The 12,803-nt window shown below is 71.2% G+C and carries 12 protein-coding genes; all 12 read left to right on the top strand.

Annotated elements, in window-relative coordinates; genetic code table 11:
• Positions 1–92 precede the first annotated feature (92 nt).
• Positions 93–914: an ABC transporter permease gene (locus tag ACIPQB_RS06150; protein ID WP_446484333.1), complete on the top strand. Its 822-nt coding sequence runs from the start codon at positions 93–95 to the stop codon at positions 912–914.
• The gene (locus tag ACIPQB_RS06145; protein WP_446484332.1) at positions 911–1,723 is read left to right on the top strand and encodes an ABC transporter ATP-binding protein; all 813 of its coding nucleotides are present in this window, start codon (positions 911–913) and stop codon (positions 1,721–1,723) included. The genes ACIPQB_RS06150 and ACIPQB_RS06145 overlap by 4 nt, the downstream gene beginning before the upstream one ends.
• Complete coding sequence (locus tag ACIPQB_RS06140; protein ID WP_446484331.1) at positions 1,720–2,892, top strand: acyl-CoA dehydrogenase family protein; 1,173 nt, start codon at positions 1,720–1,722, stop codon at positions 2,890–2,892. Before ACIPQB_RS06145 ends, ACIPQB_RS06140 begins: the two co-directional genes overlap by 4 nt.
• On the top strand, positions 2,889–3,839 hold the full coding sequence (locus tag ACIPQB_RS06135) for a D-isomer specific 2-hydroxyacid dehydrogenase family protein (RefSeq protein WP_446484330.1): 951 nt from the start codon (positions 2,889–2,891) through the stop codon (positions 3,837–3,839). The genes ACIPQB_RS06140 and ACIPQB_RS06135 overlap by 4 nt, the downstream gene beginning before the upstream one ends.
• Positions 3,840–3,850: 11 nt before the next feature.
• A complete protein-coding gene (locus tag ACIPQB_RS06130) occupies positions 3,851–4,702 on the top strand; it encodes a class II aldolase/adducin family protein (protein ID WP_446484329.1) in 852 nt (283 codons plus the stop codon).
• Positions 4,702–5,691, top strand: a complete 990-nt coding sequence (locus tag ACIPQB_RS06125) for an ABC transporter substrate-binding protein (RefSeq protein WP_446484328.1) — start codon at positions 4,702–4,704, stop codon at positions 5,689–5,691. Before ACIPQB_RS06130 ends, ACIPQB_RS06125 begins: the two co-directional genes overlap by 1 nt.
• Before the next feature lie 285 nt (positions 5,692–5,976).
• Positions 5,977–8,151 (top strand): TonB-dependent receptor, encoded by a 2,175-nt coding sequence (locus ACIPQB_RS06120; RefSeq protein WP_446484327.1) that lies wholly within the window; start codon positions 5,977–5,979, stop codon positions 8,149–8,151.
• A gap of 4 nt (positions 8,152–8,155) precedes the next feature.
• A complete protein-coding gene (locus ACIPQB_RS06115) occupies positions 8,156–8,770 on the top strand; it encodes a cysteine dioxygenase (protein WP_446484326.1) in 615 nt (204 codons plus the stop codon).
• Positions 8,767–10,344 (top strand): rhodanese-like domain-containing protein, encoded by a 1,578-nt coding sequence (locus ACIPQB_RS06110; protein WP_446484325.1) that lies wholly within the window; start codon positions 8,767–8,769, stop codon positions 10,342–10,344. The genes ACIPQB_RS06115 and ACIPQB_RS06110 overlap by 4 nt, the downstream gene beginning before the upstream one ends.
• Before the next feature lie 8 nt (positions 10,345–10,352).
• Positions 10,353–10,994 carry a glutathione S-transferase family protein gene (locus tag ACIPQB_RS06105; protein ID WP_446484324.1) on the top strand — a complete coding sequence of 214 codons (642 nt, stop codon included), beginning with the start codon at positions 10,353–10,355 and terminating at the stop codon, positions 10,992–10,994.
• A gap of 94 nt (positions 10,995–11,088) precedes the next feature.
• Positions 11,089–12,183 (top strand): LLM class flavin-dependent oxidoreductase, encoded by a 1,095-nt coding sequence (locus ACIPQB_RS06100; RefSeq protein ID WP_446484323.1) that lies wholly within the window; start codon positions 11,089–11,091, stop codon positions 12,181–12,183.
• A gap of 5 nt (positions 12,184–12,188) precedes the next feature.
• Positions 12,189–12,803, top strand: a complete 615-nt coding sequence (locus ACIPQB_RS06095; protein WP_446484322.1) for a flavin reductase family protein — start codon at positions 12,189–12,191, stop codon at positions 12,801–12,803.

Here is a 12,803-nt window from a genome sequence, read left to right as displayed (position 1 = left end):
GATAAGTCTATTGATCCAGTAGGGTTTCAACGCCTTTCTCTCTGGAGCAAAGGCGTTCGCGCCGCAACGGTTCACGGGACGGCACACCCTCAATGTCTCTGGCGGCGACCCATAGAATTTCTGAAGCTTCGCCATGGCGAGGCCCGCGGCGCTGGCCGCGCTGGTCGCGGGCCCGCTGGCTGTCGCCGGTGGCGCTGCTGCTGCTCTGGGAGCTCAGCTCGCGCCTCGGCGTCATCCCCGAACGGGTGCTGGCCGCGCCGTCGATCGTGGCCGAGACCTTCTGGTCGATGATTCTGTCCGGCGAGCTGCCGGGCAATCTGGCCGTGTCGCTGGGCCGGGCCGGGACCGGCCTGGCCATCGCCCTGGTCGTCGCCGTCAGCCTGGGCCTGGCCTCGGGCCTGTCGCGCTGGGGCGAGACCCTGGTCGACCCGCTGATGCAGATCAAGCGCACCCTGCCCGTCGTCGCCCTGACCCCGTTGTTCATCGTCTGGTTCGGCATCGGCGAGACGCCGAAGATCGCCCTGATCGCCGTGGCGGCGGTGTTCCCGCTCTATCTGAACCTGTTCGCCGGCATTCGCGGGGTCGACGTGCGGCTGGTCGAGGCGGCGCGCAGCTTCGGCCTGGGCGGTCGCGAGCTGGTCCTCAACGTCATCCTGCCCGGCGCCCTGCCGTCGTTCTTCGTCGGCCTGCGTTACGCGCTGAGCATCAGCGTGGTGATGCTGGTGATCGCCGAGCAGATCAACGCCCAGGCCGGACTGGGCCACCTGATCAACAACGCCCGCGACTTCATGCGCACCGACATCATCGTCGTCTGCCTGCTCGTCTACGCCCTGCTCGGCCTCGCCGCCGACGCCCTCGTCCGCACGCTGGAGCGCAAGGCGCTGGCGTGGCGGCCCAGCCTCGTGGAGCAATGACCATGGCCCAGCCTCGCGTCCGCGCCTTCGCCGCCGTCGAAGCCGCCCCCGCCCCGACCGTCCGCCTGAAGGGCTTCACCCGCCGGTTCGGCGACCACGTGGTGATCGACGGCCTGGACCTGACCATCGCGCCGGGCGAGTTCGTCGCCCTGCTGGGGGCCAGCGGCTCGGGCAAGACCACCCTGCTGCGCACCCTGGCCGGCCTCGACTCCGCCGAAGGCCAGGACGTGACCACCCCCGCCGCCCGGGCCGTGGTCTTCCAAGACGCCCGCCTGCTGCCGTGGAAGAAGGTCTGGCGCAACGTCGCGCTGGGCCTGAGGGACAACGAAGTCCGGGCCCGCGCCGAAGCGGCGCTGACGGAGGTGGGCCTTGGCCATCGCCTCGACGCGTGGCCCGCCACCCTTTCCGGCGGCGAGGCCCAGCGCACCGCCCTGGCCCGGGCCCTGGTCCGCGAGCCGGCCCTGCTGCTGCTGGACGAGCCGTTCGCGGCGCTGGACGCCCTGACCCGGCTGAAGATGCACGACCTGGTGCTGTCGCTGTGGCGCCGGCACCGGCCGGCGGTGCTGCTGGTCACCCACGACGTCGACGAGGCTGTCGCCCTGGCCGACCGGGTGCTGGTGCTCGACAAGGGCAAGATCGCCGTCGAGGAGCGCATCGCCCTTGAACGACCGCGCCAGCCGGACGCCCGCTTCCACGCCGTTCGCCGCCGCCTGCTCGGCCATCTCGGCGTCGAGGCCCCCCAGGCCGCGCCGGCGCCCGGTCCGGAGCGGGCCCTGGTCGCCTTCCCGACCGGCGAGGTGGTGCTGTGAGCGCCGCCGCCCTGCGCCTGAACCGCGAGCCGCGGCTGCCCGACCTCGACGCCGTCCTGCCCCGCCTGACCGCCGCCTTTGCCGCCACCGCCGGCCAGCACGACCGAGAGGCCAGCTTCCCGTTCGCCAATTTCGAGGCCCTGCGCGAGGCCGGCCTGCTGGCCCTGACCGCGCCGCGGCGGCTGGGCGGGCTGGAGGCCGACCTGCCCACCGCCCTGAAGGTGGTCTCGGCCGTCGCCCGCGGCGAGCCGGCCACGGCCCTGGTGCTGGTCATGCAGTACCTGTTCCACGCCTCGGTCGAGGGCCGCTCCGGCTGGCCCGAACACCTCAAGCAGCGGGTGATCGGCGAGGCGATCGCCGACGGCGCCCTGATCAACGCCCTGCGGGTCGAGCCGGACCTCGGCACCCCGGCCCGGGGCGGCCTGCCCGGCACGGTCGCCCGCCGCACGCCGGAAGGCTGGCGGATCAGCGGCCGCAAGATCTATTCCACCGGCTCGACCGCCCTGACCTGGCTGGTGGTCTGGGCCCGCTCCGACGACCCCGAGCCGCTGGTCGGCGGCTGGCTGGTGCGCGCCGACACCCCGGGCGTGGTCATCGAGGAGAGCTGGGACCATCTGGGCCTGCGGGCCAGCGCCAGCCACGACGTGGTCTTCGAGGACGTGCTCGTGCCGCTGGACCACGCCCTCGATCCGCAGCCGGTCGGCGCGCCGCCGCCCTACCCGGCCAGCTTCGCGACCTGGTCGGCGGTGCTGACCGCGGCGATCTACGACGCCCAGGCCCGCGCCGCCCGCGACTGGCTGGTCGACTTCCTGGCCAACCGCAAGCCGGCCAATCTGGGCGCGGCCCTGTCGACCCTGCCGCGCTTCCAGGAGGCGGTCGGCGACATCGACGGCCTGCTGCTGTCCAACCGCGTGCTGCTGGACGCCGCCGCCCAGGGCGAGCTCGGCGGCATCGAGGCCGGCCTGGTCAAGCACCTGGTCACCGAGAACGCCATCAGCGCGGTCGAGAAGGCCCTGAAGCTGACCGGCAATCCCGGCCTGACCCGCCACAACGCCCTGGAACGCCACCATCGCGACGTGCTGTGCGGCCGGGTCCACACCCCGCAGTCCGACGTGGTGCTGACCAGCGCCGGCAAGGCGGCGTTCGCGGCCTATGAGGCGGCTCGATGAGCCGCCTGGTCGTCGCCAGCCAGCTGCCCGAGCTTTTCAACAGCGTCTTCGCCCAGCATGTCGGCGACGCCGAGATCATCGCCGTGCCGCCGGGCCTGGCCGCGCCCCTGCCGGCCGAGGCCAAGGTCCTGGTCGCCGCCCCGTTCCGCAAGGCCGGCGGCGTGCTGCCGCCCGCGCCGCCCAAGGGCTGGCCCTACGACGTGAAGTGGGTGCAGCTGGTCTCGGTCGGCATCGACTTCTATCCCGACTGGCTGTTCGACGGCCCGGTGGTGACCTCGGCGCGCGGCTCTTCCGCGGTCGCCCTGGCCGAGTTCGCCCTGGCCGCGATCCTGGCCGAGGCCAAGCGCCTGCCCGACATCTGGATCGACAAGGCCGAGCGCTGGGCGCCGCAGCCGTTGAAGCTGGTCGCCGGCACGACCCTGGGCCTGGTCGGGTTCGGGGCGATCGGCGAGGCCCTGGCCCCGCGCGCCCAGGCCCTGGGCCTGAACGTCATCGCCACCCGCCGCTCGGACAAGCCGATCCCGACCTCGGGGGTCGAGCGGGTGGCGGACCTCGCGACCCTGTTCGCCCGCAGCGACCATGTCGTGCTGGCCGCCCCGGCCACGCCGGAGACCCGGCGCCTGATCGGCCGCGAGGTGCTGGCCGCCGCCAAGCCCGGCCTGCACCTGATCAACATCGCCCGCGGGGCCCTGATCGACGACGAGGCCCTGCTGGCGGCGCTGGACGACGGGCGTGTGGCCCGCGCCAGCCTCGACGTCACCCATCCCGAACCGCTGGGCGAAGGGCATCCGTTCTACAGCCACCCGAAGGTCAGGCTGTCGCCGCACACCTCGGTCCATACGCCCGACACCCGCATCAACCTGGCGACCCGCTTCGCCGAGAACCTCGCCCGCTTCCGGTCCGGCGCGCCCCTGGCCGACGTCGTCGACCTGTCGCGCGGCTACTGAAGGACATTCCAATGACCGCCATCAGTCCCGCCAACAGCTTCACAGGCAGGGCCTTCCCAGGCCCTCACCCGGCCAAGATCGAGACCGTGCTGCCGGAGTTCGGCGCCAAGGTCCTGCCAGTGCAGCCGACCCACGAACAGGAGCGGCTCTATCGCAAGCAGCGCCTCGCGGCGTCCTACCGGCTGTTCGGCCGCTACGGCTTCGACATGGGCGGGGCCGGCCACATCACCGCCCGCGACCCGGAACTGACCGACCACTTCTGGGTCAATCCGTTCGGCGTGCACTTCTCGCGGATCAAGGTCTCGGACCTGATGCTGGTCAGCCATGCCGGCGAGATCGTTCAGCCGCCCGCCAAGGTCCCGGCCCGGCTGAACCGCGCCGCCTTCGCCATCCATTCGCAGCTGCACGCGGCGCGGCCCGACGTGGTCGCCGCCGCCCATTCGCATTCGCTGTACGGCAAGGCCTGGTCGGCCCTGGGCCGGCTGCTCGATCCCCTGACCCAGGACTCGGCGGCCTTCTACGACGACCACGCCCTGTTCGAGGAATTTTCCGGCGTGGTGCTGGACGCCAGCGAGGGCCAGAAGATCGCCAAGGCCCTGGGGCCGAAGAAGGCGGTGATCCTGCAGAACCACGGAATTCTCACTGTCGGCCAGTCGGTCGAGGCCGCCGTCTGGCGCTACCTGGCGCTTGAGAACGCCTGCCAGACCCAGCTGCTGGCGCAGGCCGCGGGCCCGACCAAGCCGATGCCGCCGGAAGTGGCCAAGCACACCGCCGGCCAGGTCGGCGGCGAGGCGGGCGGCTTCTGGGCCTTCCAGCCCTATTGGGACGTGGTCACCGAGGAAGAACCGGACCTGTTCGACTGATGATCCTGTCCCGTCGCTACCTGCTCGCCGGCGGCCTTTCTGTTGCCAGCCTCTCGGCGCTGGCCGCCTGCTCGCCCGCCAAGCCCGCCGGTCCGAAATCCCTGGACGCCCTGACGCTGCGGACCGCGACCTATCGCGGCAATCTGGAGACCTTCTTCGACCAGGCCGGCGTCGCCGACACGCCCTACAAGATCGCCAAGTCCGAGTTCGCCAGCGGCAACCTGATCGCCGAGGCCATCAACGCCGGGGCGCTGGACGTCGGCGGCATGAGCGAGATCCCGCCGATCTTCGTGGCCGGCGCCCCCGGCAACCAGGTGCGGATCGTCGCGGTGCTGCAGGGCGACGTCAACAACCAGGTCGTGCTGGTCCCCAAGGACAGCAAGGCCCAGGCCTTCGCCGACCTGAAGGGCAAGCGCATCGGCTATGTGAAGGCCACGACCTCGCACTACATCCTGCTGCGCCTGCTGGACGAGGCCGGGCTGAAATGGACCGACATCCAGCCGGTCGCCCTGTCGCCGCAGGACGGGCTGGCGGCCTTCTCCAGCGGCGCGGTCGACGCCTGGATCATCTACGGCGTCATCGTCCAGCAGGCCCGCCAGGCCGGGGCGCGGGTGCTGCGCACCGCCAAGGGCATCCTGTCGGGCAATTATCTGATCGCCGCCGCCAAGCCGGCCCTCGACGACCCGCTCAAGCGCCAGGCCCTGGGCGACTATCTGGGCCGCTACGCCAAAATCGCCGACTGGGTCAACGCCGACGGCGCGCGCTGGGCCCAGGTCCGCAGCGCCGCCACCGGCGTGCCGGCGGCCCTGTACCTGCGCGAATTCCAGGAGCGCAGCGGCCCGACCCGGCTGATCAAGGTCAGTGACGCGGCCATCGCTTCGCAGCAGGGCGTCGCCGACGCCTTCGCGGCCGCCGGCCTGCTGCCCGGCAAGGTCGACGTGCGGCCGCTGTGGGACGATCGCCTGAACAGCGCCCTTCGCGATGCCTAGGGTCCATTCCTCGCCGGGGAGGTGGATCCAGCCACCGCCGCCCTCCTGGCGAAGGCCGGGATCCAGATTCATCCTGAGCATCGCGTGGGTTTCACCTGGACCCCGGCCTTCGCCGGGGAGACGGAAGAAAGAACCGAACCTCGAAGAGAAACCTCAGTTTAAGAATATTCATAACTCATATTCACATCATCGATATGAGATGAACTGCAAGTCTACTGATTTTATATGGATTGAGACGCCGCAGATATTCGACCCTTATCCTCGATAACAAGAACGGGGATAATGATGTCGCGTCGCTCTACTTTTATCTACTGGATTTCCGGAACCTCCGCCTTGGCCCTGGCCGGCGTCGCCCAGGCGGCGCCGGCCGAGGTCGACGCCGCCAGCGCCCCCGCCGTCGAGCAGGTGGTGGTCACCGCCGAGCGTCGCGCCACCGACCTGCAGAAAACCGCCATCGCCATCTCGGCCTTCAGCCAGCAGCTGCTCGCCGACCGCAAGATCGACAGCATCCGCGACCTGTCGGGCCAGATCCCCAATTTCAGCATCAGCCGCGTCACCATCAGCCACACCACCCAGACCTACGCCCTGCGCGGCGTGGGCGAGGCCGATCCGATCCAGGAGCCGGTGTTGGCCGTCTATGTCGACGACGTCTACATCCCGCGCCAGATCGGCTCGATGGTCGAGTTCAACGACCTGGAGCGGGTCGAGGTGCTGCGCGGGCCGCAGGGCACCCTCTACGGCCGCAACTCCAGCGCCGGCGCCCTGCGGATCATCACCCGCGACCCCGGCGAGGCCTTCCGGGCCAAGGCCGAGGTCGGCCTGGGCAACTATGGCGCGGTCGACGTGCGCGGCCTGGTCGAGGGCCCGCTGGTCGCCGGCAAGCTGGCCGGCAGCCTGTCCTACATCCACCACGAGCGCGACGGCGTCACCTTCGACCCGACCCTGAACCACGACGTCAACCGCATCGACCTGGACGCCTGGCGCGCCAAGCTGCGCTGGACACCGACCGATCGGCTGGACGTGCTGCTGACGCTCAACGCCCTGAGGGACCGCAGCGACACCCGCAGCTATGTGCCGGTCCGGCAGCCGAACGGCGAGCACCGCACCGACCGCTCCTATTCCGAGGTCGAACCGGTGCAGGACCTGGACCAGATCAGCGGCGCCGTGCGCGTGCAGTACGCCCTGAACGACAACCTGAAACTGAAGTCGGTCACCTCCTATGGCGGCTTTAACCTCAATCCCGTCGCCTATGACAACGACGGCGAGGCGGCGCTGATCCAGAAGAACCTGATCCACTACAACGACCAGTACGTGACCCAGGAAGTCCAGCTGAACGGCGACTACGGCAAGCTGACCTTCACCAGCGGCGCCTTCTATCTGCACGAGCGGTTCTTCGTGCAGCGCGACGGCTACAGCCGCCGCAACGCCCTGCCCACCGACCCGGTCGCGGCGCCCGGAAACTACGGCTTCGCCCGGGCCCACAACATCACCAACACCGACGCCTACGCCCTGTTCGGCGAGGCGACCTATGCGCTCAGCGACCGGCTCAGCCTCACCGGCGGCCTGCGCTGGACCAACGAGAAGAAGGACTTCACCTTCGACAACAAGGTGCTGAACCTGCAAGGCCAGGTGGTCGGCCAATCGATCGCCGGCCAGGCCGACAAGATCTTCTCGTCGATCACCCCCAAGCTGTCGGCCCAGTTCCAGTGGACGCCCGACGTCCTGCAGTATGTGACATGGTCCAGGGGCTTCAAGTCCGGCGGCTTCGACAACCGCGCCACCCGGCTGGACCTGGCCACCCGGCCGTTCGCGCCCGAGAACGTCGACACCTACGAGACCGGCCTGAAGACCGAGCTGTTCGACCGCCGCGCCCGGGTCAATCTCGCGGTGTTCTACAACGACTACAAGGACCTGCAGGTCAGCTACATCGACCCGGCCTATCCGGGCAATTCGGTGCGCGCCAACGCCGGCAAGGCCCACACCTACGGGGTCGAGCTGGAGAGCGACCTGCGGGCCACCGAGCATCTGTCGCTGCAGGCTTCGGCCGGCTACCTGTTCGCGGTCTACGACAAGTACCGGAACGCCGGCGGGATCGGCGTCGACGCCGACGGCCACCGGCTGCTGAACTCGCCGCGCTGGAGCCTGTCGGGCGGCCTGACCTACGACGTGCCGGTGTCGGTTCCGGGTTCGATCCGCATCGGCCTGAACGCCCAGTACCAGACCAAGACCTATTTCAACGCCCTGCAGCGGCCGCAGGACGAGGCCCCGGCCCAGACCTTCGTCAACGGCACGGTGACCTGGCTGACCCCGGACCCGCGCTGGAGCGTGGTGCTGTCGGGCCGCAACCTGCTCGACTCCGACAAGCCGGTCAGCGCCACCTACACCCCGTCGACCGGCGTCTACTACCAGAACTTCCCGGACCCGCGGACGGTCCTGGTCACCCTCAAATACGCGCTGTGATCCGATGACCCAGCCCCGCCCCAACCTGTCCAGGCTGGCCGATTTCGTCGGCGCCCTCGGGACGCTGATCGATCAGGGCCCCGACGAAGGCCTGATCCTCGCCGAGGGCGGGCGGCTGCTGGCGGGGCTGGTCGCCGAGGACGACTGGCTGCCCGACGCCTACGCCCGCCCCGACCCGGCTCGCTACCAGCAGTATCTGCTGCATTGCGACGGCCGCGAGCGGTTCAGCGTGGTCAGCTTCGTCTGGGGCCCCGGCCAGGCGACGCCGGTTCACGACCACACGGTCTGGGGCCTGGTCGGCGTGCTGCACGGGGCCGAGCTGTCGCAACGGTTCGCGCGGCGCGGCGACGCCTTCGCCGCCGTCGGGCCGGTCCACCGGCTGGAGCGCGGCGAGGTCGAGGCGGTCTCGCCCACGGTCGGCGACGTGCACCAGGTGACCAACGCCTTCGACGACCGCGTCTCGATCAGCATCCACGTCTACGGCGCCAACATCGGCGCCGTGCGGCGCTCGACCTACGACGCCGCCGGCCGGCCGAAACCGTTCGTCTCCGGCTACGCCAACACCACCCTGCCCAACCTTTGGGACCGCTCGAAGGTCCTCACCGAGGTCGCCCCATGACCCTGCTCACCGTCACCCCGCGCGAGATCCGCCAGGACTGGATCGCCCGCCGCGAGATCGCCCTGCTCGACCTGCGCGAGGAGGACCCGTTCGCCCGCGCCCACCCGCTGTTCGCCTCGCAGCTGCCGCTCAGCCGGCTGGAGCTGGAGATCCTCGACCGGGTCCCGCGCCGGGACACCAAGATCGTGCTCTATGACGACGGCGAGGGCCTGGTCTCGCCGGCCGGCCGACGCCTGGCGGCCCTGGGCTACAGCCAGGTCCGGGCGCTGGAGGGCGGCCTGCAGGGCTGGCGAAACGCCGGCTACGAGCTGTTCCAGGACGTCAATTCCTACAGCAAGGCGTTCGGCGAGCTGGTCGAGGCCCGCCGCCACACCCCGTCCCTGCCCGCCCCCGACGTCCAGAAGCTGATCGACGCCAAGGCCGACCACGTGATCCTCGACAGCCGCCGGTTCGAGGAATACGCCACCATGAGCATTCCAGGCGGGATCAGCACCCCGGGCGCGGAGCTGGTGCTGCGGGCCCGCGAGATCGCCCCCGACCCGGCCACCACCATCATCGTCAACTGCGCCGGCCGCACCCGCAGCCTGATCGGCGCCCAGTCGCTGATCAACGCCGGCCTGCCCAACCCGGTCTACGCCCTGCGCAACGGCGCCATCGGCTGGACCCTCGCTCAGCAGCGCCTGGAGCACGGCCAGAGCCGCCGCTTCCCCGCGGTCTCCGACCAGACCCTGGCCGAAGCCCGGGCCAAGGCCCGCGACGTCGCCTACCGCGCCGGCGTCCGCCGGATCGACGCCGAGGGCCTGGCCGACCTGGCCGCCGACCGCAAGCGCACCCTCTACCGCTTCGACGTCCGCACGCCCGAGGAATACGCCGCCGGCCACCCGCCCGGCTTCCGTTCGGCCCCCGGCGGCCAGCTGGTGCAGGAGACCGATGTCTTCGCCCCGGTGCGCGGCGGCCGCATCGTCCTGGCCGACGACCTGGGGCCTCGCGCCGACATGAGCGCCTCGTGGCTGGCCCAGCTGGGCTGGGACGTCTACGTCCTCGACGGCGGCTTCGACGGCGAGCTGGAGACCGGACCCTGGCGGGCGACCCTGCCGCCGATCCCGACCGTCGAGACCATCACCCCTGACGACCTGGCCGTGGCGCTGGGCGACGCAGCGGTGGTGGTGCTGGACCTCGCGCCCAGCCCCGTCCACCGCAAGGGCCATGTCCCCGGCGCCTGGTTCGCGATCCGCGCCCGCCTGGCCGAGGCCTTCGAGCGCATTCCCGAGGGCCTGCCGATCGTCCTGACCTCGCCCGACGGTCGGCTGGCGCGGCTGGCGGCGGCCGAGGTCGAGGAGATCTCCGACCGCCCGGTGCGGGTGCTGGACGGCGGCACCGATGCCTGGGCGGCCACCGGCCGCCGGCTGGACGCCGGCCTGGTGCGCGCCGCCTCCGACCCGGAGGACGTCTACAAGCGCCCCTACGAGGGAACCGACCACGCGGCCGAGGCCATGCAGGCCTATCTCGACTGGGAATACGGTCTGGTCGACCAGCTGGCCCGCGACGGCTCCCACGGTTTCTTCGTCATCTGAGGCCGGCCATGACCCTCAAGCTCTATTTCGCGCCGGGCGCCTCGTCCCTGGCCCCGCTGATCGCCCTGGAAGAGATCGGCGTCGCCTATCAGAGCCACCGCCTGGACCTGGCGGCCGGCGACCAGCACAGCCCCGACTATCTGCGGGTCAATCCGCGCGGCCGGGTGCCGACCCTGGCGGTCGACGGCGAGCCGGTCACCGAGGTGCTGGCCGTCCTGACCTATCTGGCCCACGCCTATCCGCACAGCGAGCTGCTGCCCCTGGCCGACCCGCTGAAGCTGGCCCACGCCTATGAGGTGATGAGCTGGTTCGCCAGCACCGTGCATGTGGCCTTCTCGCAGATCGCGCGGCCCGAGCGCTTCGCCGACGACGACGGGGTCAAGGCCGCCCTGGCCACCCCGGGCGAGGCGCGGTTCGCCCGCACCCTGGCCGACATCGAGCGCCTGGCGCGCAACCCCGGCCCCTGGCTGATGGGCGAAAGCTTCAGCGCCGTCGACGCCTACGCCCTGGTGATCTGGCGCTGGGCCGAGCGGCGCAAGATCGACACCGCCGCCTACCCCGCCTGGGGCGCCAAGGCCGCCCGCGCCCTGGCCCGCCCCGCGGTCCGCCGCGCCCTGCTCAAGGAGGCCGCCGCCCAGGTTCCGGCCTGATGAGCCGTCCTGATCAAGCCCTTGAGAAAGCCTCGCTTTTCCCGCCTTCGCCCGCCCCTAGACTTCCCGCCCATACCAAGATCGGAGCCTCCCCATGCCCGTCGAATTCATCGGCTATATCGGCACCCAGCACCAGTCCGAGATCCATCCGGCCAGCGGCCCGGTCATCGACCGCGACTATGTCGACCGCGTCGCCAGCGCCCATGAGGAGGGCGGCTTCGACCGCGCCCTGGTCGCCTTCGGCTCGACCTCGCCGGAAAGCCAGCTGGTGGTGGCCCACGCCGCCTCGGTGACCCAGCGCCTGGGCTTCATGATCGCCCACCGTCCCGGCTTCACCGCCCCGACCGTCGCCGCCCGCCAGCTGGCCACTCTGGACCAGTTCACCGGCGGCCGGGTGGCCGTCCACATCATCACCGGCGGCTCCGACGACGAACTGGCCAAGGACGGCGATCACCTGACCAAGGACGAGCGCTACGCCCGCACCAGCGAATATCTCGACATCGTCCGCCAGGAATGGACCAGCGACCGGCCGTTCGACTACGAGGGCCAGTACTACCGGGTCAAGCAGGCCTTCGGCGGGGTCAAGCCGCTGCAGAAGCCGCACATCCCGGTCTATTTCGGCGGCTCCTCCGACGCCGCCATTCCGGTCGCCGGCAAGCACGCCGACATCTTCGCCCTGTGGGGCGAAACCCAGGCCCAGGTCGCCGAGACCATCGCCCGCGTCCGCCACGCCGCCGCCAAGCACGGCCGCCAAGTGCGGTTCTCGCTGTCGCTGCGCCCGGTGATCGCCGCCACCGAGGAAGCCGCCTGGGCCAAGGCCGACGACATCGTCGCCCAGGCCAAGGCCCTGCGCGAGAAGGCCGGCCTGCCGACCAGCGGCCACACGCCGCCCAACGCGGGCTCGCAACGCCTGCTCGACGCGGCCAACCAGGGCGCGCGCCTGGACAAGCGCCTGTGGACCGGGGTCGCCGCCGTCACCGGCGCCCAGGGCAATTCCACCGGCCTGGTCGGCACGCCCGAACAGGTGGCCGAGGGCCTGCTCGACTATTACGACCTGGGGGTCTCGACCTTCCTGATCCGCGGCTTCGACCCGCTCGACGACGCCGTCGCCTACGGCCGCGACCTGATCCCCCTGGTCCGCGAGCTGGTCGCCCAGCGTGACGCCAGGCCGGCGGCGGCCGCGGGCTGACGGCCATGGCGCTCGACATCGATCCGCGCTGGCTGGGCGACGCCGCCTGGCCGGTCGCCGCGCCGTTCGGCGACGCCTCGTCCGGCGCGGAGCCGCCCTACGCCGTCCACGCCGCGCCCGCCGCGCCGCTTGTGGCGTCGGGAAGCTTCAAGGAGGCGCTGGCGCAGCTGGCCAGCGGCGTGGCGATCGTCTCCTGCTGGGACGGGACGACGCCGCGCGGCCTGCTGGTCAGCTCGATCACCGGCCTGTCGGTCGATCCGCCGCGCTTCCTGTTCTGCGTCCGCAAGGAGGCCTCCAGCCACGACGCCCTGCGCCGCGCGGCCCATTGCGGGGTGGCGGTGCTGGCCGAGGACGACCAAGGCGAGGCGCTGCGGTTCTCGGCGCCCGGCCTCAGCCACGAACGCTTCGATCCCGGTCGCTGGCGGCTGGCGGCCGACGCCCCGCCGGCCTACCAGGGCGGGCTCTCGACCGCCCGTTGCGCGATCAGCCAGGTGATCGACGCCGGCACCCATTCGGTGTTCATCGTCACGGCGACCGCCCTCCGGCTCGCGCCCGGACCGCCCCTGATCGCCCACGCCAGGGCGTTCCAGGGCCTGGGCCGTCCCGCTGCCGACTCGTGA

This window comes from Caulobacter sp. LARHSG274 (assembly GCF_052871235.1).
This window is presented reverse-complemented; position numbering and strand designations above follow the sequence as displayed.